Consider the following 26,341-nt stretch of genomic DNA (forward strand, 5'->3'; position numbering starts at 1 on the left):
ATGAAAACCGCGTCCTTCGTGCTGGCGCTTTTCGCCGCCAGCGCCGTTTCCGCCACCGCCTGGGCGGGCCAGGCCCCCGGCAAGGCCAGCGACGCCGATATCGCCATCAGCCATCGCGACCGCGTCTACGCCGCCGAGCAGTTCTCCAATACCGTGTCGGTCACCGATCCGGTCGACAACAAGCTCCTGGGCGTGATCCGACTGGGCGATCCGTCGCCGGGCAATTTCAGCCCGCTCTACAAGGGTCAGGTGCTGGTGCACGGCATGGGCTTCTCGCCCGACCACAAGACGCTGGCGGTGGTGTCGATCGGCTCCAATTCGGTGACCTTCATCGACACCGCCACCAATGCGGTCAAGCACACCACCTATGTCGGCCGCTCGCCGCACGAGGCCTTCTTCACGCCGGACGGCAAGGAGGTCTGGGTGACGGTGCGCGGCGAGAACTATCTGGCGGTCCTGGACGGCGAGACCTTCGAGGAGAAGACCCGGATCATCACCCCGGCCGGCCCGGGCATGACCATCTTCTCGCCCGACGGCCAGTACGGCTATGTCTGTTCGTCGTTCAATCCCGAGACCGACGTGATCAGCGTCGCCGACCACAAGATCGTCGGCAAGGTGGTCCAGCCCAGCCCCTTCTGCCCCAACATCGCCGCCTCTCCGGACGGCCGGCAGGTGTGGTTCACGCTGAAGGATGTCGGCAAGGTCGTGGCCTTCAACGCCCGGCCGCCGTTCGACGTGCTGAAGGTGATCGACACCGGGCCGATCACCAACCACGTCAATTTCATCCGCAACGCCAAGGGGCAATTCGCCTATGTGACGGTCGGCGGTCTCAACCAGGTGCAGGTGTTCCGCACCGACGACTTCTCGAAGGCGGCGACCATCCCGGTCGGCAAACTGCCCCACGGGATCTGGCCGTCGGGCGACGGGACGCGCATCTATGTCGGTCTCGAGAACGCCGACGAACTGGCAGTGATCGACACGGCCGGCAACAAGGTGATCGCCAACGTGCCGATCGGCCAGGCGCCCCAGGCGCTGACCTATGTCCCCAACGCCGTTCCCGAGGGGCCCGGGACCCAGAACCTGCAGCCGCTGGGCGTCGCCGGCCAGGCCGCCCACCTCACGCTCACCGCCGTCGGCGGCGCGCCGGGCGTGAGCCCGACCAGCGTCAGCCTGTTCGACCAGGGCCTGATCCAGGTCGTGCAGGCCTCGGTTACGGGCCTCGCGTCCAAATCCCCCTACGTGCTGGCCCTGTCGAACCAGGCCGATGGCGGTGGACAGCTTCAGCCGCTGGCCAGCTTCATGACCAATCCGGCCGGATCGGCGATCGTCAACGCCATTGGCCCCATCCGCCAGCTGGTTCAGGCTAGCCAGCCCGACCTGCGGCGCTATCTTGTGATCGCGGCTGGCGGGCCGGACGGGCCCGGCGCGCTGGTGCAAGTCCAGGCCCCGTGACGGTTCGGGCGAGAGCATCGACATGGACGACATGGACGACATGATCGCTCTGATCGAGCCGTCGATTCCCAGCCTGCGACGCTATGCGCGCTCTCTCTCGCGCGACGCGTCGGAGGCCGATGATCTCGTCCAGGACTGCCTGGAACGCGCCATTAGTCGCTGGGGACAAAGACGCCGCGACGGCGATACGCGAAGCTGGCTGTTTTCGATCCTGCATAATCTGGCGATCAGCCGCTGGCGGCGGTTCCAGCGACGCGGTCGGCATATGGCGATCGACGACGTCACGGACGCCGCCTTGTCCCTGCCCGCGAGCCAATCCGACGGGATGGATCATGCCGATCTGATGCGCGCCCTGGCGAGCCTGCCGCCGGACTACCGTGCGGTGCTCCTGCTTGTCGGCGTTGAGCAACTGACCTACGCCCAAACCGCCGCCGTGCTAGGCGTTCCGATCGGCACGGTGATGTCCCGGCTCTCCAGGGCGCGCGAGCGCCTGGCCCAACTGATCGCCGCCGATTCTGTCATTCCAGCCCAACGCGCACACCTGCGGAGGATCAAATGAGCGCGCCTCGTCCGATCAGCGAAGACGACCTGCAGGCCTATGTCGATCAGGTCCTGGACGCTGGCCGCCAGGCGGAGGTCGCCGACTACTTGCGGCTTCACCCCGAGACGGCGCGTCGGATCGACGGCTACATCGCCCAGCGCGACGCCCTTCGCGCCGCGCTTGCGCCAATCGCCGAGGCGCCGATCCCGCCGGACCTTGGCGTTCGCGCCCTGGCCGAGGCTCGACGCGCGCGCCTGACGGCCTGGCGCCCCGCCGTGGCGGCCGCGATGCTGCTCTGTCTGGGCGGCGTGGGCGGCTGGTCGGCGCGCGCGGTGTTCACGCCCCCGGCCAACGGCGTTGGCGCGTTGGCGCGCGAGGCCGTCGACAATTACCGCGTCTACGCGTCGGACGATCATCGCCCGTTCGAAATGGGGGCGGCGCAGAAGGCCGATCTGGTTCGCTGGGTGTCGAGCCGTCTGCATAGCCCGGTCGAGGTCCCCGATCTGCGGTCGGCCGGCTATCGATTCATCGGCGGCCGCCTGGTGACGACGCCGCATGGGCCGGCGGCCATGTTCCTTTACGACGGCGACGGCGACGGCGGCGGGCGGTTGGCGGTGATGGTCCGGCCCATGAAGGTGGAGAAGAACACCGCCATGTCCGAGCAGAGCGATCGCGGCCTGGACGGGGTTTCCTGGGCGACCGACGGCATCGGCTACAGCCTGGTCGCGCCATCGAGCCCAAGATCGCTTCGCCACCTGGGCAACGAGGTGCGTCGACAAGCCGAGGCGACCATCTGATCGACAGCGCCTTGGACCGTTGGAGCCGCCGGCCATCCGGGCCTTGGCTGGGCGCACTCGGCTCGCGCGACCTCCTGGTCGTGGTTGGCCGGGGGCTTCTCCTTGATCTCAGGGTCCGGAAAAGAGCTTTGCATTCGCCTTTACGCGCGTCATGTTAGATTGCATTATTGGCACAACAAGACAATTGTGCCGGAGGCGATGAGCGATTCCGCTCGGCGCCATGGTCGCGAGGGGAAAATGCAGGTCGAGTTGAAACTGCTTTCGGGACTGGCCTTGGCCGTTCAGGTGTTCGCGCTCACCCCCTCCGCGGCGCACGCGGCCGAGGACGCCAAGTTGGCGCGCTACCGTGAAACCTATCGCGAGATGATCGAGACCGATTCCAGCGCCGCCACCGGCAGCTGCACGGCGGTGGCCGAGAAGGTCCAGGCGCGCCTCCTGGCGGCCGGCTATCCGCGCGCGGCGGTCGAGGTCAGCGTTCCCGAGGGCTTTCCCAAGGACGGCGCCCTGCTGGCCCGCCTGGACGGAACCGACCCAAAGGCGCCGGCCGTATTGCTCTTGGCCCATATCGACGTGGTCAACGCCAACCCCGCCGACTGGAAACGCGATCCTTTCAAGCTGGTCGAGGAAGACGGCTACTTCTTCGGGCGGGGCGCGATCGACGACAAGGCCATGGCCAGCAACCTGGTCGACGCTCTGGTCCGCTACAAGGAAGAGGGCTTCAGGCCGCGCCACACCCTCAAGCTGGCCCTGACCTGCGGCGAGGAGAGCGGCGGCCGGGTCAAGGGGGTCAAGTGGCTGCTGGAGCATCGGCCCGAGACGCTGAAAGCGGCCTTCGCCATCAACGAGGGCGGCTCGGGCTATCTGGACGCGGCCGGCAAGCCGACGGTGTTCGGCGTCGAGGCTGGCCAAAAGGTCTACCAGGACTTCAAGCTGGTGGTGACTAGCCCCGGCGCCCACAGCTCGCGTCCCGGCAAGGACAACGCCATCACCCGCATGTCGGCCGCGCTGGTTCGTCTGGGCGCCTATCAGTTCCCGGTCCAGCTGAACGACGTGGCCAAGGGGTTCTTCGGCCGTTCGGCCGCGCTCCACGAGGGCCAGGTGCGCCAGGACATGGCCGCGATCGGGGCGGGCGCGGCCGACGCCGCGGCCATCGCCCGCATCGCCGACGCCGACCCGACCTGGAACGCGCGCCTGCGCACCACCTGCTCGTCGACGATGATCGACGGCGGCCACGCCCGCAACGCCCTGGCTCAGCATGTCGAGGTCAACGTCAACTGCCGCATCGTGCCGGGACCCAGCATCGAGGAGATCCGCGCGGCGATCGTCACCGCCCTGGCCGATCCGTCGGTCGAGGTGACCACCAACTCGCCGCCGCCCCCGCCGCCCGTTCCGACGCCCCTGACCCGCGAGATCATGGGACCGATCGAGACGGTGGCCGCGCGCCTGTGGCCGGGCACGCCGGTGATCCCGGCCCTGTCGACCGGCGCCACCGACGGGCGTTTCCTGACCGCGGCCGGCATCCCGACCTACGGCGTCACCGGCATGTTCGTCGATCCCGACGGTAACGGCGTCCATGGCCTGGACGAGCGGGTCAGGGTCAGTTCGCTCTATAAGAGCCGCGACTTCCTCTACCAGTTGATCAAGCTCTACGGCATGGGGCGGTGAGGCTCGCGCGGGGACTCCTCGCGCGCCTCGGCGATTATCCAGTCGCGCAATTGAGCGAAACCCCGCTTGTCACGCTGGCCGGGCGGGTAAACCAGATAATAGGCCCCCTGGCTCGACATCGGCAGGTCGAAGACCTGGACCAGCGCGCCCGAGGCCAGCTCCGGCTCGATCAGGAAGCTGGGGATCAGGGCCGCGCCCGCGCCGGCGACCGCGGCCTGGGCCAGCATCAGGAAGTGCGCGAAGTCAGGTCCCGCGCGCATCGACGGCCGCGGCGATACCTCGGCCAGTTCGAACCAGCGTGTCCAGGCGTCCCGGCGAAAGCTCTGGGTGAGCAGGGGTAGGCGCGCCAGATCCGCCGGGCTCGCCAGGCCGTATTGGGCGGCAAGCGATGGCGCGACCACCGGGATGCTGCGTTCGTGGAACAGAAGGTCGTGTTGCGCCCCGCGCCAGTCGGGACGGCCGAAATGGATGGCAGCGTCGAAGGGCTCCTGGGCGAAGTCGAACTCGTCGGTGCGGGCGGCGAAATTGACCATCAGGTCCGGGTGGCGGCTGGTCAGGTGCGGCAGCCGCGGGGCCAGCCATCGCATGCCGAAACTCGGCAGGGTCGCCAGATTGACTGTCCGGTCGGACGAGGGCGCCAGCGCCTTGGCCGTGGCGCGGCGGATGCTGTCCAAGGCCGGGGCGATGGCCGCCGCATAGGCTTCGCCCTGCGCGTTCAACGTCACGCGCCGCCCCGAGCGATCAAACAGGGGCGCGCCCAGCCAATCCTCGAGATGGGAGATCTGCCGGCTGACGGCGCTCTGCGTCAGGCCGATCTCGTCGGCGGCCCTGGAGAAGCCGCCATGGCGCGCCGCGGCGCTGAAGCTATGTAGCGCCGCCATCGGCGGAAGCAGCTTTCGGCTCGCGTCATTCATTCCAAAAGCTCATCTAGACATTCTGGTTTTACGTTTGCTGATCGGAAGCTCCCGGTCAATCTATCGCACCAAATCGCACAAGGCGTAGCTCTGGTCGCGCCGTCACATCCTTGCGCTTTGGAGCGTCCCGACATGTCCGATCCGTTGATGAACGTCTATAATCGCGCGCCTCTGGCCCTGGTCAGCGGACGCGGCGCCTGGGTCTTCGCCGAAGACGGCTCGACCTATCTCGACTGCGTGGGCGGGGTGGCGACCAACGCCTTGGGGCACGCCCATCCGGCGCTGGTCGCGGCGCTGACCGAGCAAGCCCAACACCTCTGGCACGTTTCCAACATTTTCCAGATTCCGCAGCAGACCGCGCTGGCGGACCGCCTCGTCGCCGCCTCGTTCGCCGACCGGGTGTTCTTCGCCAACACCGGCTCGGAAGCCGTTGAGTGCGCGCTGAAGACGGCGCGCCGCTATCACGCGGCCAACGGCCAGCCCGAGCGCATCGACATCATCGGCTTCGAGGGCTCGTTCCACGGGCGGACCTATGCGGCCGTCAACGCGTCGGGCAACGCCGCCTATCTGGAGGGCTTCGGTCCCCGGCTTCCGGGCTATCTTCAGCTCAATGTCCGCGACGCGGCCGGCATCGAAGCGGCGATCGCCGCCGACACGACCGCGGCCGTCATCGTCGAGCCCGTGCAGGGCGAGGGCGGAGCCCGCGCCCTGAGCGGTGAATTCCTGCAGCGTCTGCGGGCGCTCTGCACCGAGCACGGCGTCCTGCTGATCTATGACGAGGTGCAGAGCGGCATGGGCCGCACCGGCAAGCTCTTCGCCCACCAGTGGTTCGAAGGCGTCGAGCCCGACATCATGGCCCTGGCCAAGGCCCTGGGGTCAGGCTTTCCCGTCGCCGCCTGCCTGGCGACGGAAGCGGCGGCCAAGGGCATGACGCCCGGCGCCCATGGCTCGACCTTCGGCGGCAATCCCCTGGCGATGGCCGTGGCCATCGCCGCCTTCGACGAGATCTCGCGACCGGAGACCCTGATGCTGTCGCGTGGTGTCGGTCATCACCTCGCCGTCGAACTGGATCACCTGATCCGCCGTCGCCCCGACGTCTTCGTCGAGCGGCGGGGCAAGGGCATGCTGATCGGCCTGAAGCTGAAACCCAACAATCGCGAGTTCATGGCCGCGGCGCGGGACCGAGGCCTGCTGGTGGCCGGCGGCGGCGACAATTGCATCCGCCTGCTGCCGCCGCTGATCCTGTCGAGGGAGGAAGCCGAATTCGCGCTCGAACGGCTGGAGCAGACCTGCGACGCCTTTGGCGCGGCCCCGATCCGGGCGGCCTGACGATGGCCAGCCTGTTCATCGACGGCGCCTGGCGCGAGGGACGCGGCGAAGTCTTCGCCTCCACCGATCCCGCCAGGGGCGAGACGGTCTGGAGTGGCGCGGCGGCCGACGCCCTCGACGCTGAGGACGCCCTGCGCGCCGCGCACGGGGCCTTTCCCGCCTGGGCCGCCACGGCGCTGGAAGAGCGGATCGCGCTGGCCCGCGCCTACGGCGAACGCCTGAAAGCCCGCGCCGAGGACATCGCGCGAGACATCGCGCGCGAGACCGGCAAGCCGCTGTGGGAAGCCCGCGCCGAGGTCGCCGGCATGGTCGGCAAGGTCGAGGTGTCGATCGGCGCCCAGGCCGAGCGCGCCGGTTCGCGCGCCGCCGAAGCCGCCTTCGGCCGCTCGGTGCTGCGTCATCGCCCCCACGGGGTGATGGCGGTGCTGGGGCCGTTCAATTTCCCTGGTCACCTGCCCAATGGCCACATCGTCCCGGCTCTTCTGGCCGGCGACACTGTGGTGTTCAAGCCCTCGGAGGAGACGCCGCTGACCGGCGCCAACCTGGCGCGGGCCTGGCAGGAAGCGGGCCTTCCCGGCGGGGTCCTCAATCTGGTGCAGGGGGGCCGCGACACCGGCGCTGCGCTGATCGCGGGCAAGATCGATGGCCTGCTGTTCACCGGCTCGGCCGCCGCCGGCGCCCACTTCCGCCGGGCCTTCGTCGACAGGCCCGAGGTGATCCTGGCGCTGGAACTGGGCGGCAACAATCCCCTGATCGCCTGGGATGGCGACCCCGCCGCCGCCGCCTCGGTGATCGCCCAGTCGGCCTTCTTCACCGCAGGCCAGCGCTGCTCTTGCGCGCGCCGCCTGGTGCTGCCGCGCGGTCCGCGTGGCGACGCCATCCTCGAGGCGCTGCTGGCGCTGGTCGCGCGCCTGACCATCGGCGAGTGGGACAGCCAGGAGCCGCGCTTCATGGGCTCGCTGATCTCGGTCGCCGCCGCCGACCGCGTGCGGGCGGCGGTCGCGGCCCTCGTGGCGCGGGGCGCGCGGGTCCTATTCGCGGGGACGCTGCCGGCCGGTCTGTCGCCGGCCTTCGTCGCCCCGACCCTCCTCGACGTCACCGAGGTCGACGTCGCCGACGAGGAGATCTTCGGTCCGGTGCTGCAGGTGATCCGCGTCGACGACTTCGAGACGGCGATCGCCCGGGCCAACGACACCGCCTATGGCCTGGCCGCGGGCCTGATCACCGAGGACGACGCGCTCTGGGAGATCTTCCTCGATCGCGCCCGGGCCGGGGTGGTCAATCGCAATCGGCCCACCACCGGCGCGGCGGCGACCTTGCCGTTCGGCGGTCTGGGCGCCTCGGGCAATCATCGCCCCAGCGCTTACTACGCGGCGGACTATTGCGCCTATCCGGTGGCCAGTTTCGAGGCCGATCGCCTGGTCGATCAGACAGCCGACATCACTGGCCTGGCCGCGCCAGGCTAGAGCGCTCTAGGCGATCAGACTCACCTGGGCTTGGCGTGATCGGGATTCATGACCCCGTGGTGGGCGCTGGTCGTCAGGTGGTTGCGCATCAGGGCCGATGCTCGCTCGTTGTGGCCCGCGTCCAGGGCGTCGAGAATCTCCAGGTGCTCCGTGATCGATTCCTGAACCCGCTCGACGCCATATTCCCAATTGTAGTTGAGGAAGCGGCGAAGCTGGATCTGCTGCTGGACGGCGGCGAGCATGAAACGGTTGCCCGAGCAGCGGGCCAGGCCCTCGTGGAAGTCGGAGTTCATCTCGTAGAACTCGACCGCCAGGACATCGCGCCAGGGGCGCTCGCGGAACGCCAGGTGCTTGGCGCGCGATTCGGCCAACCATCCCCGATCAAGCGAGAAGGTCGGCTGCACCAGCAGGGCCGGTTCGAGGGCGTGGCGGAAGGCGTAGCTTTCGGCCTGGGCGCGCGCGGAATCGATCGAGGGCAGGAAGGTCCAGCCATTGCCGGCCTTGCGTTCGACGAGGCCAAGCGCCGAGAGGCGGCGCAGGACGCGCAGCACCTGCGGCAGCTTGGCGTCGAACAGACGCATGATCTCCTGCTGGGTGCAGTCGGCCGCCAGGCGTCCGACGTTGCGGGCCTGGGCGATGGCGACCGCCAGCCTTTGGTCGTCTTCCTCCTGCAGGTTGACCGGATCGATCTCGGGGGCGGCGATCACCGGCTCCAGAAGCACGAAGCCGCGATTGGCCCGGGCCTCGACCGCGCCCTGGTCGGCCAGCAGCTTCAGGGCGCCGCGGATGGGCGTGCGCGACACGCCGAAATGCTCGCACAGGTCCAGTTCGACCAGGTGATGACCAGGACCCGCGCCCTGCTCCTTCAGCAGGCGAAGGATGCGCGCAGCAAGGTCGGCCTGCAGGCGGCTAGGGCCGCGTCCCGTCGATCCCGCGGCCTTGGCGCTGGTTTCGGCGGGCGGCTTCCTGTTTGTCCGTGGAACCATCGCGCGTCGCCTTCAACTCCCTGAATCTTCTAACGCCACACACCTTGAGCCACGCGCAAGGATTTCGTCCTGTTGTCGCCCGCGTCGGCGCATCCTGGCAAGCAGCCGGCATGATCCTTGGCTGATCATATCCTGCCCAGAAGTGCGGCGTGCGGCGCTGTCGCGTGCGGTGTTGGCATTTTGTCTTTTTGACACTGAGAAAACATTTATATAGGGTTCAGAGCCTGTCCGGAAGAGACGAAGGCCATGGTTGGCGGGTGGACCGCCAGGCTCCGGGGTGTGTGATGGGGAAGTGCGAGCAATGAAGCCGTCAGGCGTTTTCGTCCATTTGGCGACGGTCCTGGCGGTTTGCCTGGGCCTGGCGGGAGCCGCGCGGGCAGAGACAGTGCTGCGCGCCCGCCTCAACGCCGACATCCTGTCCCTGGATCCGGGCGCGCGCCGCGACGAGAACACCGACGCGGTGATCCTGCACGTCGTCGAGGGGCTGGTGGCCTCGCGGGAGGACGGTTCGATCGGGCCGATGCTCGCGAGCCGCTGGACGGTGTCTCCGGACGGGCGGACCTACACCTTCGCGCTTCGCCGGGGCGTGACTTTTCAGAATGGCGCGCCGCTGACCTCGGCCGAGGTGGTCTGGTCCCTGAAGCGCTATCTCGACCCCAAGACGCGCTGGCGTTGCCGCTTCGAGTTCGGCGACGAGGGCATCGCCAGGATCGAGTCGATCACCGCGCCCGATCCCGGAACCGTGGTGATCCGACTTTCCCGGCCCGCCCCGATGTTTCTCAAGACCCTGGCGCGCAACGACTGCGGCGGCACGGGGATCCTGCATCCGGACTCGGTGGGATCCGATGGCGCGATCCGCCGCCTGATCGGCACCGGTCCCTTCGAGGTCTCCACATGGAAGCGCAACCAGTTCATCGAGCTGTCGCGCTTCGCCCGCTACGCGGCCCTGCCCGGGCCCCGCGACGGCAATACCGGCGGCAAGCACGCGCTGGTGGACAAGGTCCGCTTTCTGATCATCCCCGACGGTTCGGCGGCGCGCGCAGCCTTGCTGCGCGGCAGTCTCGACGTTCTGGACGCGCTGAGCCCCACCGAGCTGGCCGGGGTTCGGGGCAAGCCGGGCGTGCGGCTGGAGATCAATCCGACGATGGATCTCTACGCGGTGCTGTTCCAGACCCAGGATCCGGTGCTCGGCGACGTGCGCCTGCGCCGCGCCATCGCCCTGTCGATCGATACGGCTGGCCTCGCCAAGGCGGTGACCTGGGGCACGGCCAAGGGCAACACCTCGCCAGTGCCGCTTGTCAGCCCGTTCTTCGGCCCGGTGCAGGCCTCTCAGCGACGGGTCGATCTGGCCGAAGCCCGGCGCCTGGCCAAGGCCGCCGGCTACAAGGGGCAGCCGATCCGCTTGGTCACCAACCGCCGCTACCCGCAGTGCTTCGACGCGGCCGTGCTGATCCAGGCCATGGCGGCCCAGGCCGGGATCAACATCCAGATCGACACCCTGGACTGGGCCAGCCAGCTGGATCGCTACGCCACCGGCCAGTACCAGGCGATGGTCTTGCCGTTCTCGGCGCGCCTGGACCCGTCGCTGAACTTCGGGCTGCTGATCGGCGACAAGGCCAAGGACCCGCGCAAGGCCTGGAGCACGCCGCAGGCGCGGGCATTGCTGCGCCGTTCGATGGAGGTCGAGCGCCGCGCCGATCGCCAGGCCGCCTTCGATGACCTGCAGCGCGCCTTCATGGAGGACACCCCGGCCATCGTGCTGTTCAGCAGCTCGCGCATCGCCGCCGTCCGGCGGAACGTCACCGGCTACAAGGGCTGGCCCGCCGCACAGCAGCGCCTGTGGGGCGTTGGCCTGCGCTGAGCCCGGAAAGAAACCAGACATGCTCAGCTATATTCTCAAACGCCTGCTGCTGACCCTGCCAACCCTCCTGATGGTGGCGCTGGCGGTGTTCTTCCTGATCCGGCTGATCCCCGGGGATCCGGCCCTGGTCATGCTGGGCGACGCTGGCGACGCGGCGTCCCTGGCCGCGCTGCGCCAGGACCTAGGCCTGGACCAGCCGCTGCCGGTGCAGTTCATCCTGTGGGTCGAGCACGCCCTGCGGGGTGATCTTGGCCACTCGATCCTGACCAGCGAACCGGTCTCCGTCTTGATCTGGCAACGCTTCCAGCTGACCGCGATCGTTGTCTTGGTGGCGGTGAGCGCCGCGACCGTGATCGCCGTGATCGCCGGCCTGGCGGCCGCCTGGCGGCGCGACACGCCGCTCGACCTGGCCGTGGTCGGCGCCGCAAGCCTGGTGCTGGCCGTGCCCAGCTTCTGGCTGGGCCTGATCCTGCTGCTGGTGTTCGGCCTCAAGCTCGGCTGGCTGCCGGTGGTCGGCTATGTGCCGTTCTCGGAAAGCGCGGTCGAGGCGGCGCTGTTCCTGGTGCTGCCGATCCTGACCCTGACGATCACCGAGAGCGGCGTGCTGACCCGCATGATGCGCTCCAGCGCAATCGACGTTCTGCGGCTGGAATATGTGACTCACGCCCGCGCCAAGGGGCTTTCGGAATTCACGGTGCTAAGCCGCCACGTGTTCCCCAACGCCTTCGCCCCGACCCTGACCCTGGTCGGCCTGATCCTGGGCCACCTGCTGGGCGGCATCGCGGTGATCGAGACCGTGTTCACCCTGCCGGGCCTGGGCCGCCTGATGGTCGATTCCATCCTCGGCCGCGACTACCCGGTCGTGCAGGGCTGCCTGCTGTTCACCGCCGTCGTCTACGTGGCCGTCAACCTCGTCGTCGACCTCTGCTATCCGCTCTTCGACCCGCGGGTGACCGCCCAATGAAACCCTCCATGCTCTCCGGCGCCAAGCCCAACGCCGTCATCGGCGGTCTGCTGGTGGGCGGCCTGCTGGTCGTCGTCCTGCTCGGCTATGTCTGGACGCCCTACGATCCGATCGCCATCGACCTGGCCCATCCCCTGGCGCCGCCGTCCTGGACCCACTGGTTCGGTTCCGACGAGTTCGGCCGCGACGTGCTGAGCCGCGCCATGCTGGGCGCGCGGATCAGCGTCACCATCGCGCTGGGCGTCGTCGCCGCGGCCGTGATCGCCGGCACGCTGATCGGGGCGATCGCCGGCTTCCTGCGCGGCTGGGTCGACCGGGTGATCATGAGCGTCAACGACGCCATCCTGGCGTTTCCCGGCATGCTGCTGGCCCTGGCCCTCATCGCGGTGCTGGGCTCCAATCGCGGCAGCATCATCCTGGCGCTCAGCGTCGCCTACCTGCCCTCGATCGTGCGGGTGGTGCGCGGGGCGGTGCTGTCGATCCGCGAGCGCGAATATGTCGAGGCCTCCAAGGTGGTCGGCGACGGCGCCCTCTACACCATGGTCCGCCATGTGCTGCCCAACGCCCTGCCGCCGGTGGTGGTGCTGGCCACGAGTCTCTTTGGCTGGGTGGTGCTGTCGGAAAGCGCCCTGAGCTTCCTGGGCGTGGGGGTTCCGCCGCCCGCGCCGACCTGGGGCAACATGCTCAGCGCCGCCCGGCCCTACATGGAGAACGCCAGCTGGCTCAGCGTGACCCCGGGTGTCTGCATCGCCCTGACCCTGCTGGGCGTCAATCTGCTGGGCGACGCCTTGCGAGACCGCCTCGATCCTCGGAGGGACGCATGACCGCCGCGACGCCGCTGCTGCGGCTTTCCAACCTGCGCATCGAGGCCGATGTCCATCCGCGCTCGGGGCCGCGACCGCCGCTGCTGGAGGGCTTGAGCCTCGACCTGGCCGAAGGCCAGGTGCTGGCCATCGTCGGCGAGTCCGGCAGCGGCAAGACCATGGCCGCGCGGGCCGTGCTCGACCTGCTGGCGCCGGGCGTGCGGCGGACGGGCGGGTCGATCCAGCTGTCGGGCCGGGAACTGACCGCCCTGTCGCCGGACCAGATGAGGGCCGTGCGCGGCGGCGACATCGGGATGGTGTTCCAGGAGCCGATGGTCTCGCTGAACCCGGCCATCCCCATCGGCAAGCAACTGGCCGAGGGTCTGCGCCTGCACCGCAAGCTGCCCGAGGCCGAGATCCGCCGCCAATGCCTGGAGATGCTGCGCCGGGTCCAGATCGCCGATCCGGAAAAGTGCCTGGCCGCCTATCCGCACGAGTTCTCCGGCGGCATGCGCCAGCGGATCATGCTGGCCTCGGTCATGCTGCTCAAACCCCGCCTGCTGATCGCCGACGAGCCGACCACGGCGCTGGACACGCTGAGTCAGCGCGAGGTGTTGGAGCTGATGGTCGAGCTGGCGCGGGACTACAGGGTCGCCGTTCTCCTCATCACCCACGACCTGGGCCTGGTCGCCAAGTACGCCGAGAAGGTGGTGGTGCTGGAGAAGGGCAAGCTGGTCGAGGCCGGCGACACCCGCCAGGTGCTGACCGCGCCCGAGCATCCCTACACCCAGCGCCTGGTCGGCTCGTTGCCGCGCCGATCGGACGGCCGCCAGGCCCTGGCGCCGGACGCGCCGGTGCTGTTGTCGGTCAAGGGCTGCTGCATCGACTATGCCGGCAAGCCGGGCCTGCTATGGGCCGGACCGCCCAAGCGCGTCGTGCATGGCGTGGATCTGGCCGTCCGCGCTGGCGAGATCCTGGCCGTCGTCGGGGCCAGCGGCTCCGGAAAATCGACGCTCGGGCGGGCCATGCTGGGTCTCAAGCCGATCGCCGAGGGGGCCGTGACCTTCGATGGCGTCGACATCGCCAGGATGCGCCCCGAGCAGATGCGCGCGTTTCGTCGCGACGCCCAACTGGTGTTCCAGGACCCGTTCTCCTCCCTGGATCCGCGCTGGCGGGTGGGCCAGATCATCGCCGCGGCGCTGCGCAATGTTCCGGGCCTCGACGCGCGCCAACGTCGCGAGCGGGTGGAGCGCATCCTGGAGGAGGTGGGCCTGGGCGGCTTCGCCGACCGTCATCCCCACCAGATGTCCGGCGGTCAGCGCCAGCGGGTGGCCATAGCCCGCGCCGTGGTCTCGCGACCGCGCCTGGTGATCGCCGACGAGCCGGTCTCGGCGCTGGACATGACCATCCAGCTTCAGGTGCTCGATCTCTTCCAGGCCCTGCAGGCCCAGTACGGCTTCGCCTGCGTGTTCATCACCCACGATCTGGCGGTCGTCGAGCAGATCGCCGATACCGTACTGGTGCTGTCGCAGGGCAGGGTGGTCGAGACCGGGACGGTCGAGGCGGTCTTCGCCGCGCCCCAGCACGCCTACACCCAGGCGCTGCTGGCCGCCACGCCGGCATTGGCGGCGGTTGCGCTCGCGGGTTGACGACCGGCGCTAGCCCGGGGTTTGAATGGCCGAACGGTTCTTGGGGCCGCGGCCCGTCGCCGTCGTGGGGCTGACGCGCGTGAACCGATCATCGCCGCGCTGGCCACGGGGATGGCGCCGGGGCCGAGCACAAGCTACTGGCGTTATAAGGAGAATGGACCGCGCGTCAGGATCGCGCGCCGAGCGGGCGGAGATCCGCAATTGGGGAGGTCGGCATGTTTCCGCGCGCGTTCCGCGCTCGTCGCCTGGGGTGCGTGGGGGGGCTCCTGGCCCTGGCCGTGCTGATCCCCGCGCACGCGCTCGCGGAACAGGCGGCGGCCAGTTTCGACCAGGACGCTTCCAGCCTCGGCCTCGCCCTGCAACGGTTCGGTCAGGCCACCGGCCTGCAACTCCTCTACGCTCCGGACCTGACCGCCGACCAGCGCGCGCCGGCCCTGCGCGGCCGCATGAGTCCCGAGCGCGCGCTGAGCGCCTTGCTGGCTCGCACCGACCTCGCCTTTCGCAAGACCCCTTCGGGCGTCATCGTCATCTACCGCGTCAAGCCGGCGGCGCGACGGGAGCAGGAGGCTTCGCCCGTGGTCCGCCACGCGCAGGAGATCGAGCCGGTCGTCGGTCTCGAGGCGGTGGTCGTCAACTCAGGCAAGCGGGTCGAGACCCTGGGCCTGTCCGACGCCTCGGTGCAGGCGCTGTCCAGCCAGATGATGGACCGCGCTGGCGTACGCGACTTCGACGACCTGACGAAGCTGGTCCCGACCCTCACGATCTCGAAGACCACCCAGCCGGGCAACAACAGCATCAATGTCCGGGGCGTGGGCACCTATTCCTATTCGATCGGCGCCGAGCCCAGCGTGGTGGTGGTGATCGACGACGTTCCGCAGGCCTTTCAGGCCATGGCCTTCACCGCCCTGGCCGACGTGCGGCAGGTCGAGATCCTGCGCGGCCCGCAGAGCACCCTGTTCGGCAAGTCGGCCTCGGCGGGCGTCATCTACATCACCACCAACCCGGCCAGCGACGTCTTCGCCGCGCGGGCCGAGACCATGTTGACCGACGACCACGAACGGCGACTGCAGGCCAGCATCACCGGGCCGGTGAGCGACACCCTGAAGTTCCGGCTGTCCGCCGCCTACAGCCGGTACCGTGGCAACGTCTTCAACCTGGCGACCCGGCAGTGGCTGAACGGCCAGTCGGACCTCAACCTGCGGGGCAAGCTGGTCTGGACGCCGGGCGACAACTGGGCGATCACCCTGACGCCGCACTTCACCCGGTCGCTGGCCTCGTGCTGCGTGGGCGCGGACACCTATATCTCACCGCAGGCCACGCAAGGGCGGGCCGAGTTGTCGCGCGAGGCGGTTCTGCGCGGGATCGTTCCCGGACCCGACAACCACTTCGCCCGCTACGACGTCAATGCGCGCGGCAACGCCAGCGACAAGGGTGTGAACCTGCGCGTGGGCGGGACCGTTGGCTCCTGGCGGCTGACCTCGATCTCCTCGGTGAATCGCTACTACCTCTACGATCGGCAGGATACGGACGCGACCGACCTGGACTACAGCCTGTTCGCGCCTCGGGCGCCGCGCGGCGGCTCGGCCAACGGCGGCTATTTCCGCATACGCGCCGAGAACCAGGAGGTGCGCCTGAATAGCCCCGCTGGGGGGGCGTGGGACTATGTCGCCGGCGTCTATGTCGGGCGGACGCGGTCGGAGCGCTACTTCGTGCGCGGCTCCAACAGCTTGGGCGACTACAACGGCTTGCCGTCGCTCCCGACCACCAACAGCACGGCCTATTCGCGCTACCTGGCCCGGACCTCCAGCCGGACGATCGCGGCGTTCGGACAGGGAGCCTACGCGGTCAACGGAAACGTCTCGATCCTGTCGGGCCTGCGGCTCAGCCACGAGAAGATCGGCTATCGGTTCGACGACCTGGGCAACGGGGTCACCTATGGCGCGCCGGATTGCTCGCGCGTCAGCCCGACTCTGCCGGTCGAGACCTGTCACAGCGACACCGCGCTCAGCGGGCGGGTCGGCGTGCAGGGCAAGGTCACGCCGGGCGTGACGGCCTATGCCAGCTATTCGACCGGCTACAAGGGCCGGGCCTACGACCTGACCAGCAGCCTGACGACGCGTACGCTCGTGACCTCCGGACCCTATGCCGGCCGCCCCATCGCGGACGCCATCGCCGCCCAGCAGCCGGTCGCGTCGGAGACCGTGGGCAGCTATGAGGTCGGGCTGCGGGCCGTCTCGCCGGATCGCGACCTCAGCCTGAACCTGACCGCCTATCGGGAGCGGTTCTCGGGTTTCCAGGCCCAGAGCCGCGACGACGCCACGGGCCTCAACGTTCTGAACAGCATCGGCAGCCTGCGCGCCGAGGGCATCGAGAGCGAGTTCAGCGCGCGTCTGAGTCCTCGCCTGACCTTGGACGGCGCGGCGGCCTACAGCCGCGCGATCATGACCGATTTCGACGGCGCCGCCTGCTACTTCGGCCAGACCGCCGCGCAGGGCTGCGTGGGCGGGAAGCAGGATCTCAGCGGCAAGCCCCTGTTCAACGCCCCGCGCTGGTCGCTGACCCTCAACACCCTCTACCGCAGGCCCCTGGGCGGCGACAGGCTGCTGGAGCTGAACGCCGGCTACCGCTGGCGCTCAAGGGTGGTCTACAGCCTGTTGCAGGATCCGGCCTCGGTCGAGCCGGCCTATGGCGTCCTCGATGTCTCCGCGGGGGTGAGCGGACAGGGTTGGCGCCTGACCGGCTTCGTCGGCAATCTGCTGGACGCGCGGTTCGCGGTGACGCGCGGCCGGGACACGCAGTGGAACCTCCTCGGCGCCGACGGCCAGCCGGCCATGGCCACGCACTGGAAGCCCGCGCGCGACAGCGGTCGCCACGTTGGCCTGCGCCTTGCCGTGGATTACTGAAGAATGAGCGCGCGCGCGTTGAGGATTTGGCGGACTGGCGCGTCGAAACCCAGTGAGCGCGGCGAAGATCCGCGTCTTCGGGAGGACTTTTCGTAGGGATGGCCGCGCAGCTCAAACTCGATCCGCGCGAGCAGGCCCGCCTCCAGCGGCTGTCGGAGGCCTACCGCGGGCCGCTGACCGCCTATTTCGAGCGGCGTGTGCGGTCGCGCGACGAAGCCGAGGATCTGGTGCAGGAGGTGTTCCTGCGCCTGGTTCGACGGTCCGACGGCGCGGACATCGACAATCCGGAGGCGTTCGTTTTCCGGACCGCGGTCAACCTGTTGCGCGACCGCTCGCGACGGCGGAAGACGTTCCGCGACCACCTCGACGAGACCGAGCTTCGTCAGGATCGTTTCGAGGGCATTTCGCCCGAGCGCGTCCTGGGAGACAGGCAGGCCTTGCAAGCGGCGATGCGGCGATTGTCCGAACTGGACGAGCGCACGCGGGACGCCTTCATCCTGCACCGGCTGGAGGGCTGGAAACACGCTGAGATCGCCAAGGCGTTCGGCGTTTCCGTCAGTTCGGTCGAAAAGTACATCATCAAGGCCCTGGCGCACCTGATGCGCGGGGTCGATCCGTTTCAGAGCTAGGCCCGTGTTCGATCCGCCGCGACAGATCCTGATCGACGAGACCGCCGCGGGCTGGGCCGCGCGCCGGCTGGGCGGGGCCGCGTCCGACGAGGCCGGCTTCACGCGCTGGCTGGCCGACGATCCCGCGCACGAAGAGGCCTACGCCCGCGCCGAGGCGGTCTGGCGTCTGATGGGCGAGGGAGCCGGGACCGACGGCGTGCTGACCCTGCGACGTGAGGCTCTGCAGCGCGCCCGCGCCAGGCGGTCCGGTTGGAGCCGCCGGGCGGTCGCCGCCGGGGTGGTGGGCGCCATCGCAGCACCGGTCGGCGGCCTCTGGTGGATGCGCCATCGCGCCGGGCAGGGGGCGCTGTTTCAGACCGCGCTCGGCGAGCAACGCACCCTGACCCTGTCCGACGGCAGTCGCGTCACGATGGATGCGTTGACGGTCATGAGGGTCCGCTACACCGCCGAGGCGCGGTCGATCGATCTGGTCGCCGGCCGCGCCTATTTCGAAGTCGCTCACGACGCCAGCCGGCCGCTGCGGGTGCATGCCGGCCCGCGTACGGTGACCGCCGTGGGCACCGCCTTCTCGGTCCGCCGCGAGCCCCGCGAAACCACGGTCGTCCTGGCAGAGGGCAAGGTCGCGGTCAGCGATCACGAGAGCGCCACGGTTCTGGCCGTCATGCGGCCGGGGCAGTCCCTGCTGATGGTTGACGGCCTGCAGGCAGGTCGTCCGGCGAGCGCCGACCTCGGTCGGCTCCTGGCCTGGCGCCAGGGGCAGATGATCTTCGACGACGTCGCCCTGGCCGACGCGGCGGCCGAGATGAACCGCTACTCAACCCTGCAAGTCGTGGTCGCCGATCCTCGTCTTGCCAGGCTGCGGATCAGCGGCAGGTTCTATGCGGGTCAGAGCCGGGCGTTCGTCGAGGCGATCCAGTCCTACTTCCCCGTGCGGGCCAAGAGCACCGCCACGACGGTCGAGCTGCACGCCGCGCCGTAGGGGCCCATCGGTGAAGTCCGAGCAGTTCGCCGCCCGACGCGCGCGTCAGCGAAAAGTCCGAAAAACTTTCGATTTCGATTGAGGATGCCGCCGCCAAGCGCGTCGGAACGGTCAAGAGAAAGGTCGAATGGCCACTCGGGGAGGATCGTTGACTTGCATCTGACACCGGTTACCAGCGTCGCCCGCGGCGTTTCGATCGCGGCCTTGATCCTGCTGGGCTCTGGCCTCGCCGCCCACGCGGCCGAAGCGCCGGCCGCCGCCATTCCCCCTTACGACGTCACCGTCCGCGATCGCATCCAGCCCCAGACCGAGCAACTGCTGCTGAAGCTGGTCAAGGACGGCCGCAAGCTGGAGCTGGACGGCACGCCGGTGTTCAACGGCAGCGACAAGTTCCTGCCGGGCAAGATCGCGCTGGGCCTGGTCGACTTCCTGATCACCCTGCCGGACAACGACCCGCGCCTGCCGGCCTACCTCGCCGACTTCCGCAAGATCGCCAAGCTGACGGCCGACGACGCCAACGACAGCTGGGGCGCCTACTACTACCTGTCGGCGCTGAACAAGCTGCGCGAGGCTGGCCGGCTGAAGGACGCCGTCGACCCGCTGACCCTGGCCAAGCTGCGCGTGCGGCTGGACTGGCGGATGTTCGTCGACGTCGACACCTACCAGCTGATCGACCACCCCAATAACTACTACTGCGTGGCCTTCGCCATCGCCCGCCTGCGCGCGCGCATGGGCTGGGAGGACGGCGCGCCGGCGGAGAAGCTCTACGCCAAGATCGCCGAACACTACGACCTCTATTCCGGCCAGTACGGCTTCGCCGACGAGACCGATGGGGACGGGCGCTTCGACCGTTATAGCGTGCTGCTGGCCGGCGAGATCGCCCAGCGCTTCATCGAGACCGGAGGCAAGCCGCCGCAACAGGTTCTCACCTGGCTGCGCAAGTCCGCCGATGTGATGCTGATGCGCCTGGACGCCCAGGGACAAGGTTTCGAATACGGCCGCAGCATCGGTCCCTATGGCGAGACGGCGATCATCGAGGTGCTGACCGCCGCGGCGGTGCTGGACCTGCTGACGCCGCGCGAGAAGGATCTGGCCTACGCCTATTCCGCCCGCGCCGCCCAGCGCTACGCCGAGTTCTGGCAGGACCCCAAGACCGGCTCGGTAAACCTCTGGGACGGCGGCCGGCGCACCGACGACTATCGCGGCAAGTTCCGGATCCTCGGCGAGAACCTCTCCCTGGCCCACCAGTACGCCTACACCAGCGCCCACTGGACGCGGATGGGCTATGGCGGCAAGGCGCCCGCCAGCGACTGGGCCGAGGGCCTGGCGAGCCTGCCCCGGCGACAGGTCACATGGTTCCAGCGCGGCGACTACGACCGCCTGCTGGTCTCGGTCCGCGACGGCGCGCGGCTGGTCAGCCTGCCGGTGATCAACGGCGGCGAAAGCCAGCACATGCACAATCCGTATTTTCCGATCCCGTTCTCGCCGGGGATGCTGGCGGCTTCGCCGGACGGCGTCGCGCCGTTCCTCACCCCACGCCTGACCCTGGAGGACGGCTCGGCCCTGATGCCGCTGGCCTATTTCAAGGACGTCAAGGTCGAGGCCAGGGGCGCCAGGACCACCGTCTCCTGGCGTCAGGACGAACTGGACAGGATGGGCGAGCGCGCCCCGGTCGCCGACAAGCGCGTCTCGGTCAAGACGACCTACGTGCTGGAGCCCGGCCGCATCACCCGCACCGACGTCTTCACCCCGGCCGCCGGCGTGAAGGTCAAGGATATCGAGCTGCAGCTGGGGTCGTTTTCGGGCGGCGCCAAGCAGGCCGGGGCGGTCACCACCTTCGCCGACGGGGCGGTCCGCCGTTTCGCCGTCGAGGGCCTGAAATCCTGCCAGTCCGGCCCTGTCGGCCAGGACAAGGAATACCGAACCGCGACCGGCGCCATGACGACCAAGGTCGTCTGCCATGGCGCGCCGACCGACCCGGCGACGCCTTTCAAGATCACCTGGCGTCTGGACTACCGCTGAGGGGAGAACCTCGGCGAACAATCAAAAAAGGATGGGGAAGCTCCATGAAATCAACATTTTACCGCAGTCTGCTGCTGAGCGCGGCGATCATTCTCCCGGCCCAGGCCCTGGCTCAGACCGCCCCGGCGACGCCGCCGGCTGACGACACGATCGACGCGATCGTCGTCACTTCGGCGCGCGCCACCCAGCGCAGCTCGATCGAGACCAAGCGCACCGCCAGCGTCATTGTCGACGGCATCGTCAATGACGAGATCGGCGCCCTGCCCGACAACTCGGTGGGCGACACGCTGGAGCGCATCACCGGCGTCACCGCCGACCGCTTCAAGGGCAACGCCAACGAGCTCAGCGTCCGGGGCCTGGGTCCCGCGCTCAGCTTCTCGACCTTCAACGGCCGCGAGGTCTCGACCGCCGGTCCCGACCGCTCGGTGGCCTTCCAGCAGTTCCCGTCGGAACTGGTCAACGGCGTCCTGGTCTACAAGAGCCAGCAGGCCGACTTCCTGGACGGCGGCATCGCCGGCGTGATCGAGCTGAAGTCGATCCGACCCATCGACTACGGCAAGCGCCGCATCCAGATGGAAGTGCGCGGCGCCTACCTGCCCAAGGACGACGACATCCGCGGTCACAACGGCCTCGGCTATCGCGGCAACATCTCCTACACCGACAGCTTCGAGACCAAGTTCGGCGAGATGGGCGTCAGCCTCGGCTACCAACGCCTGGATCAGGCCACGCCCGAGGACTACTACATCACCAACTCCGCGTTCGTGCCCTGCACGACCTACGCGGCGGCCCCGGGGACCTCGACGGCCAACTGCTCGAACGCCACGACCGCGCCGACCGGCTCGACGATCGGTCCGCGCTACTTCGCCACCAGTTCGCGCACCTTCCAGTCCAAGGTCACGGACGAGAAGCGCGAAGCGCTGATGGGCACGTTCCAGTGGAAGCCGACCTCGAACCTCGACATCAGCATCGACGGCCAGTACTCGACCCGCAAGAGCGGCGAGTACCGCAACCAGCTGGCCATCACCGAGGCCCTGCGCGGCGTCCAGCCCCTGATCGTCGGCGGCCAGTCGAACGACTTCAGCGACGGCGCGCTGATGAAATACAGCGGCAACTCCAACCTCGAGATCCAGGTCGAGGACCGTCAGCGCAACGAGAAGTACATCGGCGGCGGCGGCGCGGTCACCTGGACCCCCACGGATCGCCTGACGATCAGCGGCGACCTGTCCTACTCGCAGTCGCACCGCACAGAGCTGCAGAAGGCCACCAATATGCGCTCCAAGTCGCGCGTGGCCTATACGCTGGACGCCACGACCGACGAGGTTCCCTCGGTCACCTTCACGAACTTTGACGTCAACGATCCGGCCAACTTCCTGATCGGCGCGCCGACCAGCAATAGCAACTATGCGCGCTATCGCCTGGCCACCGATCGCTTCGACAAGATCGGCGCCGTGCGGGCCGATGTGACCTACGAGCTGGGCGACGGCTTTTTCCAGAACATCAAGATCGGCGGCCGTCTGTCGGATCACCGCCGCACCCAGGACGCCGGCAACAACAGCGATCTTCCGATCCCGGTCACCTATGACGGCCGCACGCCGACCCAGCTGGTCGCCGACGCCAACGCCAATTGCCGCGTGCCATTCTCGACCTCCGACTTCATGGACGGCAAGACCAACGTGAAGTCGTGGGCGCTGTTCGACAACGACTGCCTGTTCCGCACCTATACGGGCAAGGACAAGGTCGACCTGCCGGCCAACGCGCCCGGGCCGGAAGACTCCAATATTCGTGAGCGGATCAGCACCGCCTACATCATGACCAGCTTCCGCACCCAGCTGGGCGACACGCCGGTTTCGGGGAACGCCGGCGTGCGCTATGTCCGCACCCGCGTGCTGTCGAAGGGCTTCCGCGGCGAGTTGACCGTGACACCGTCGGTGGGCGGCTCCGCCGCCACCGTGGTCCGCACGCCCGGCACGCCGCTGCAGGAGATCGAGGGCGAGGGGGGCTACGAGTACGTCCTGCCCAGTGTCAATGTCGCCTTCGACCTGACCGATGTCGTGAAGCTGCGCCTGGCGGGCTACAAGGCCCTGTCGCGCTCGGGCATCGAAGACTTCAACGTGGGCATCACCCCGGGGGTCGACGCCAACGCGACCACGGTGCAGGGCGTCCTGGCCAACAGCACCACCGGCAATCCGAACCTCAAGCCGATCCGCGGCTGGAATCTGGACGCCTCGCTGGAGTTTTACGTCAATCGCGACACCTCTTTCGCGATCGCCACCTACTACAAGCGGCTGAAGGGGGCGTCGTTCGACGCCCAGGAGCCGCGCGAGACTAGCATCGTCGCAAACGGTCAGCTGGTGACCTTCAACGCCATCGCGCCGGCCAACGACCCGGCGACCCGCGACCTCTACGGGATCGAGTTCTCGGGCAACCACGCGTTCACCTACCTGCCGGGTATCCTCAGCGGGTTCGGCGTGCAGGGCAGCTTCGCGATCACCGAGGCCAATTTCGAAATCCCGGATTCGTCCGCCATCGGTCCGTACACGGACATGGCCAACCTGATGGGCCTGTCCAAGTACACCGGCAATGGCTCGATCTACTGGGAGAACGACAAGCTCTCGCTGCGGGCCTCGTATCGGTATCGCTCGGGCTACTTCAAGCCCAACAGCAACACCAATCGCAGCGTCAAGGGCTCGGGCTATCTGAACCTGTCGGCGTCCTACGACCTGACCAAGCAGGTGCAGCTCAAGCTCCAGGCCCTGAACGTCACCAACACCCGAGACATCATGTACAAGGCCGGCGAGGACTCGATCACCGAGGTCTCGGACAATGGGCCGCAGATCTACGCCGGGGTTCGTCTGCGATTCTGATTTAGCGCGGTCCGACGGGTTCTTCATTCATCCCCGCCGGACCGACGACTGTCCCGCCGCGCCGTCGCGGTCCGTCGACCGTCAGGACTCCCCAATCGCCTCCCAAGCGCGGATTGCCTGACCGACGGATGGTTCCCGGGGCCGAGCCCCGGGGCGCGGGACCTTTTTATTCCCTCGGCGCCGTTCGGAGTGGTTCATGAACCGACGCGATTTCTTCCTCGGGACGGGCCTGGCCCTGGCGGCGTTTGGCGGCGCGACGGCGGCGCCGCTCGACATCGCCGGCATCGATCGGGCGCGGATCCTGAAGGCCGCCGATCGCTACCTGGCCGAGGCGCCGGCGACGATCACCGCCTTCGCCGCGCCGCGCGGCCCTGGCGGCCGACACGACTACTACTCGGAAGCCGACTACTGGTGGCCCGATCCGGTCCATCCCAAGGGCCCGTACATCCGCAGGGACGGCTATTCCAATCCCGACAAGTTCACCGCCCACCGCGACGCGGTGATCCGGCTGGGCGTCCAATTGCCGGCCCTGGCTGCGGCCTACAAGGTGACCCGGGACGCCCGCTACGCCGAGCACGCCGAGAAGCACCTGCGGGCCTGGTTCGTCGCGCCCGACACCCGCATGAACCCGAACCTGGAGCACGCCCAGGCCATTATCGGCGTCAACACGGGCCGGGGCATCGGCGTCATCGACACCCTGCACCTGGTCGAGGTGGCGCGGGCGGTTTCGGTGCTGGCGGCGGCGCGACCGGAACTCGGCGTCTATGCCCCGACCATCGCCTGGTTCGACGCCTACCTGACCTGGCTGACCACCTCTCCAAACGGCGTCGACGAGCGCGACCAGAAGAACAACCACGGCAGCTGCTGGGCGCTGCAGGCGGCCGTGTTCGCGCAACTGACGGGCCGCGAGGCCGAGCTGGACACGGCGCGCGGGCGGATCAAGGCTCTGGTTGTCGGCCAGATCGCGGCCGACGGCTCCCAGCCTCTCGAGCTCTCTCGCACCAAGCCCTATGGCTACTGCCTGTTCAACCTGGACGTCCTGGCCGCTTGCGCCCACGTGATGTCGACGCCGAGCGACAGTCTCTGGACCTTCAAGGGCGAGACTGGCGGCTCGATCGCCGACGCGCTGGCCTATATGGCCCCGTTCATCGCGGACAAGACAACCTGGCCCAAACCGCCCGACGTCGAGGCTTGGGACGGCTGGCCCGTCCGCCAACCCAGCCTGCTGTTCGGAGGCCTCGCCTTGAAACGACAGGGCTATCTCGACCTCTGGAAACGGCTGGATCCGGATCCGACGGAGCCCGAGGTCATCCGCAACTATCCGCTTCGTCAGCCGGTGCTCTGGGTCGATGCTTGATCTCGTCTCCCGCGAAAACCGCGTTGGCGCGGCGCTGGCTCTAATCGCTGTGATCGCCCTGATCGCCGTCGCTGGCGAGGCCCGCGCCGCCGAGGTCCGCCGTCTGCCGTTCGGCAAGACCAAGGCCGGCGCGGCCGTGGTCAAGACCGTGCTGCGCAACGACCTGGGCATGAGTGTCGCGGCCATCGACTATGGCGCCACCCTGACCGCGATCGAGACGCCCGACCGCCAGGGCAAGTTCGCCAATGTCGTGCTGAACCGGCCCGACATCGGCGCGTACGAGACCAACCAGCGGCGTTATGGCGCGGTGATCGGCCGCTATGCGGGCCGCATCACCGATGCGCGCTTCTCCCTGAACGGTCAGACCCACCAGCTTGAGGCGGGGCGCAACAACATGACCCTGCACGGCGGCTCGCGGGGCTACGACAAGCGGTTGTGGTCCAGCCAGGTTGTCTCGGACGCCCAGTCGGTCGGCGTCCGCTACAGCCTGCTCAGCCCGGCGGGCGACCAGGGCTTCCCCGGGACGCTGCGGCTGACGGTGACCTACCGTCTGATGCGCAAGTCCAACGCGCTGCGCATCGACTATGTCGCCTGGACCAGCGCGCCGACCGTGGTCAATTTCACCAACCACGCCTTCTTCAACCTGGCGGGGGCCGGGGCGGGGGCGAGCGCCGTGGCGGATCATCGCGTCCAGATCGACGCCGACCGCTACGCCGAGGTCGACGCCCGCAAGGCCCCGACCGGCAAGCTGCCTTCGGTGGCGGGCACGGTTCTGGACTTCCGGTCGCCACGACGGCTGGGCGACGTGCTGCGTCTCGACGATCCGCTGCTGGCCGCGTCGAACGGCTTCGATCACAGCCTCGTCCTGCGCGACGCCATGTCGACCGTTCCGCTTCCGGCCGGCTGGATCGAAGATCCCGCCAGCGGCCGCCGGATGACGGTGCTGACCACCGAGCCCTCCATTCAGTTCAACAGCGGCAACGGGTTCGACGGCAGTGAGACCGGTTCGGAGGGCGTGGCCTATCCCCGGCACGCGGGCCTGGCGTTCGAGACCCAGCACCTGCCGGACAGCCCCAACCAGGCGACGTTCCCCTCGACGGTGCTGCGGCCCGGGACCCCGTTTCGATCGACGACCGTCCTGCGTTTCTCCTGAACCGAGC

Annotated in this window: 19 protein-coding genes; 17 read left to right on the top strand and 2 right to left on the bottom strand. The window is 68.6% G+C overall.

All coding sequences use genetic code 11. The features are described from left to right. The 4 genes from EIK80_RS02625 to EIK80_RS02640 all read left to right on the top strand — a co-directional run bounded on the left by EIK80_RS02625 (position 1) and on the right by EIK80_RS02640 (position 4,455). Positions 1-1,452, top strand: coding sequence for a YncE family protein (locus tag EIK80_RS02625; RefSeq protein ID WP_125155400.1), 1,452 nt, complete (start codon positions 1-3; stop codon positions 1,450-1,452). Between the two features lie 22 nt (positions 1,453-1,474). Beyond that, on the top strand, positions 1,475-2,011 hold the full coding sequence (locus EIK80_RS02630) for an RNA polymerase sigma factor (protein WP_233586406.1): 537 nt from the start codon (positions 1,475-1,477) through the stop codon (positions 2,009-2,011). After that, entirely contained in the window at positions 2,008-2,790 is a 783-nt protein-coding gene (locus EIK80_RS02635; RefSeq protein ID WP_125155401.1) for an anti-sigma factor, read from the top strand. Before EIK80_RS02630 ends, EIK80_RS02635 begins: the two co-directional genes overlap by 4 nt. Positions 2,791-2,988: 198 nt before the next feature. Then, positions 2,989-4,455, top strand: a complete 1,467-nt coding sequence (locus EIK80_RS02640) for a M20/M25/M40 family metallo-hydrolase (RefSeq protein WP_233586407.1) — start codon at positions 2,989-2,991, stop codon at positions 4,453-4,455. On the opposite strand, the gene EIK80_RS02645 is transcribed toward EIK80_RS02640, so the two are convergent. Further along, a complete protein-coding gene (locus EIK80_RS02645; RefSeq protein WP_125155402.1) occupies positions 4,437-5,369 on the bottom strand; it encodes a LysR substrate-binding domain-containing protein in 933 nt (310 codons plus the stop codon). The genes EIK80_RS02640 and EIK80_RS02645 overlap by 19 nt on opposite strands. 132 nt (positions 5,370-5,501) lie before the next feature. Here EIK80_RS02645 and EIK80_RS02650 point away from each other — a divergent pair, with 132 nt between their 5' ends. Beyond that, positions 5,502-6,698: an aspartate aminotransferase family protein gene (locus EIK80_RS02650; RefSeq protein WP_125155403.1), complete on the top strand. Its 1,197-nt coding sequence runs from the start codon at positions 5,502-5,504 to the stop codon at positions 6,696-6,698. A gap of 2 nt (positions 6,699-6,700) precedes the next feature. Then, positions 6,701-8,164: a succinylglutamate-semialdehyde dehydrogenase gene (astD, locus tag EIK80_RS02655; protein ID WP_125155404.1), complete on the top strand. Its 1,464-nt coding sequence runs from the start codon at positions 6,701-6,703 to the stop codon at positions 8,162-8,164. Between the two features lie 20 nt (positions 8,165-8,184). Here the strand turns inward: astD and EIK80_RS02660 are convergent, their stop codons facing one another. Next, the gene (locus EIK80_RS02660; RefSeq protein WP_125155405.1) at positions 8,185-9,150 is read right to left on the bottom strand and encodes a GntR family transcriptional regulator; all 966 of its coding nucleotides are present in this window, start codon (positions 9,148-9,150) and stop codon (positions 8,185-8,187) included. Positions 9,151-9,451: 301 nt separating this feature from the next. Here EIK80_RS02660 and EIK80_RS02665 point away from each other — a divergent pair, with 301 nt between their 5' ends. The 11 genes from EIK80_RS02665 (at position 9,452) to EIK80_RS02715 (ending at position 26,334) form a co-directional block, all read left to right on the top strand. Beyond that, entirely contained in the window at positions 9,452-11,011 is a 1,560-nt protein-coding gene (locus EIK80_RS02665) for an ABC transporter substrate-binding protein (RefSeq protein ID WP_125155406.1), read from the top strand. 19 nt (positions 11,012-11,030) lie between these two features. Then, positions 11,031-11,975 (top strand): ABC transporter permease, encoded by a 945-nt coding sequence (locus EIK80_RS02670; RefSeq protein WP_125155407.1) that lies wholly within the window; start codon positions 11,031-11,033, stop codon positions 11,973-11,975. Beyond that, positions 11,972-12,799 (top strand): ABC transporter permease, encoded by an 828-nt coding sequence (locus EIK80_RS02675; RefSeq protein WP_233586408.1) that lies wholly within the window; start codon positions 11,972-11,974, stop codon positions 12,797-12,799. Before EIK80_RS02670 ends, EIK80_RS02675 begins: the two co-directional genes overlap by 4 nt. Next, a complete protein-coding gene (locus tag EIK80_RS02680) occupies positions 12,796-14,427 on the top strand; it encodes an ABC transporter ATP-binding protein (protein WP_125155408.1) in 1,632 nt (543 codons plus the stop codon). Before EIK80_RS02675 ends, EIK80_RS02680 begins: the two co-directional genes overlap by 4 nt. Positions 14,428-14,642: 215 nt before the next feature. Beyond that, the gene (locus EIK80_RS02685; protein WP_125155409.1) at positions 14,643-17,330 is read left to right on the top strand and encodes a TonB-dependent receptor; all 2,688 of its coding nucleotides are present in this window, start codon (positions 14,643-14,645) and stop codon (positions 17,328-17,330) included. 98 nt (positions 17,331-17,428) lie between these two features. Continuing rightward, entirely contained in the window at positions 17,429-17,959 is a 531-nt protein-coding gene (locus tag EIK80_RS02690; protein ID WP_125155410.1) for an RNA polymerase sigma factor, read from the top strand. Positions 17,960-17,963: 4 nt separating this feature from the next. Further along, positions 17,964-18,938: a FecR domain-containing protein gene (locus tag EIK80_RS02695; protein ID WP_125155411.1), complete on the top strand. Its 975-nt coding sequence runs from the start codon at positions 17,964-17,966 to the stop codon at positions 18,936-18,938. A 153-nt stretch (positions 18,939-19,091) separates the two neighbouring features. After that, positions 19,092-20,960 carry a hypothetical protein gene (locus EIK80_RS02700; protein WP_199743350.1) on the top strand — a complete coding sequence of 623 codons (1,869 nt, stop codon included), beginning with the start codon at positions 19,092-19,094 and terminating at the stop codon, positions 20,958-20,960. A 44-nt stretch (positions 20,961-21,004) separates the two neighbouring features. Next, a complete protein-coding gene (locus tag EIK80_RS02705; protein WP_125155412.1) occupies positions 21,005-23,824 on the top strand; it encodes a TonB-dependent receptor in 2,820 nt (939 codons plus the stop codon). A 196-nt stretch (positions 23,825-24,020) separates the two neighbouring features. Beyond that, the gene (locus tag EIK80_RS02710) at positions 24,021-25,181 is read left to right on the top strand and encodes an alginate lyase family protein (protein ID WP_125155413.1); all 1,161 of its coding nucleotides are present in this window, start codon (positions 24,021-24,023) and stop codon (positions 25,179-25,181) included. Further along, positions 25,174-26,334, top strand: coding sequence for an aldose epimerase family protein (locus EIK80_RS02715; RefSeq protein WP_125155414.1), 1,161 nt, complete (start codon positions 25,174-25,176; stop codon positions 26,332-26,334). Before EIK80_RS02710 ends, EIK80_RS02715 begins: the two co-directional genes overlap by 8 nt. The last annotated feature ends 7 nt before the right edge of the window (positions 26,335-26,341 follow it).

This window comes from Caulobacter sp. 602-1, from assembly GCF_003931565.1.
Classification (GTDB): Bacteria; Pseudomonadota; Alphaproteobacteria; order Caulobacterales; family Caulobacteraceae; genus Caulobacter.

Excerpts from the sequence above, each read along its gene's own strand:
- EIK80_RS02625 (WP_125155400.1), top strand. The coding sequence starts at position 1 with ATGAAAACCGCGTCCTTCGTGCTGGCGCTTTTCGCCGCCAGCGCCGTT.
- EIK80_RS02630 (WP_233586406.1), top strand. The coding sequence starts at position 1,475 with ATGGACGACATGGACGACATGATCGCTCTGATCGAGCCGTCGATTCCC.
- EIK80_RS02635 (WP_125155401.1), top strand. The coding sequence starts at position 2,008 with ATGAGCGCGCCTCGTCCGATCAGCGAAGACGACCTGCAGGCCTATGTC.
- EIK80_RS02640 (WP_233586407.1), top strand. The coding sequence starts at position 2,989 with ATGAGCGATTCCGCTCGGCGCCATGGTCGCGAGGGGAAAATGCAGGTC.
- EIK80_RS02645 (WP_125155402.1), bottom strand. The coding sequence starts at position 5,369 with ATGAATGACGCGAGCCGAAAGCTGCTTCCGCCGATGGCGGCGCTACAT.
- EIK80_RS02650 (WP_125155403.1), top strand. The coding sequence starts at position 5,502 with ATGTCCGATCCGTTGATGAACGTCTATAATCGCGCGCCTCTGGCCCTG.
- astD (WP_125155404.1), top strand. The coding sequence starts at position 6,701 with ATGGCCAGCCTGTTCATCGACGGCGCCTGGCGCGAGGGACGCGGCGAA.
- EIK80_RS02660 (WP_125155405.1), bottom strand. The coding sequence starts at position 9,150 with ATGGTTCCACGGACAAACAGGAAGCCGCCCGCCGAAACCAGCGCCAAG.
- EIK80_RS02665 (WP_125155406.1), top strand. The coding sequence starts at position 9,452 with ATGAAGCCGTCAGGCGTTTTCGTCCATTTGGCGACGGTCCTGGCGGTT.
- EIK80_RS02670 (WP_125155407.1), top strand. The coding sequence starts at position 11,031 with ATGCTCAGCTATATTCTCAAACGCCTGCTGCTGACCCTGCCAACCCTC.
- EIK80_RS02675 (WP_233586408.1), top strand. The coding sequence starts at position 11,972 with ATGAAACCCTCCATGCTCTCCGGCGCCAAGCCCAACGCCGTCATCGGC.
- EIK80_RS02680 (WP_125155408.1), top strand. The coding sequence starts at position 12,796 with ATGACCGCCGCGACGCCGCTGCTGCGGCTTTCCAACCTGCGCATCGAG.
- EIK80_RS02685 (WP_125155409.1), top strand. The coding sequence starts at position 14,643 with ATGTTTCCGCGCGCGTTCCGCGCTCGTCGCCTGGGGTGCGTGGGGGGG.
- EIK80_RS02690 (WP_125155410.1), top strand. The coding sequence starts at position 17,429 with ATGGCCGCGCAGCTCAAACTCGATCCGCGCGAGCAGGCCCGCCTCCAG.
- EIK80_RS02705 (WP_125155412.1), top strand. The coding sequence starts at position 21,005 with ATGAAATCAACATTTTACCGCAGTCTGCTGCTGAGCGCGGCGATCATT.
- EIK80_RS02710 (WP_125155413.1), top strand. The coding sequence starts at position 24,021 with ATGAACCGACGCGATTTCTTCCTCGGGACGGGCCTGGCCCTGGCGGCG.
- EIK80_RS02715 (WP_125155414.1), top strand. The coding sequence starts at position 25,174 with ATGCTTGATCTCGTCTCCCGCGAAAACCGCGTTGGCGCGGCGCTGGCT.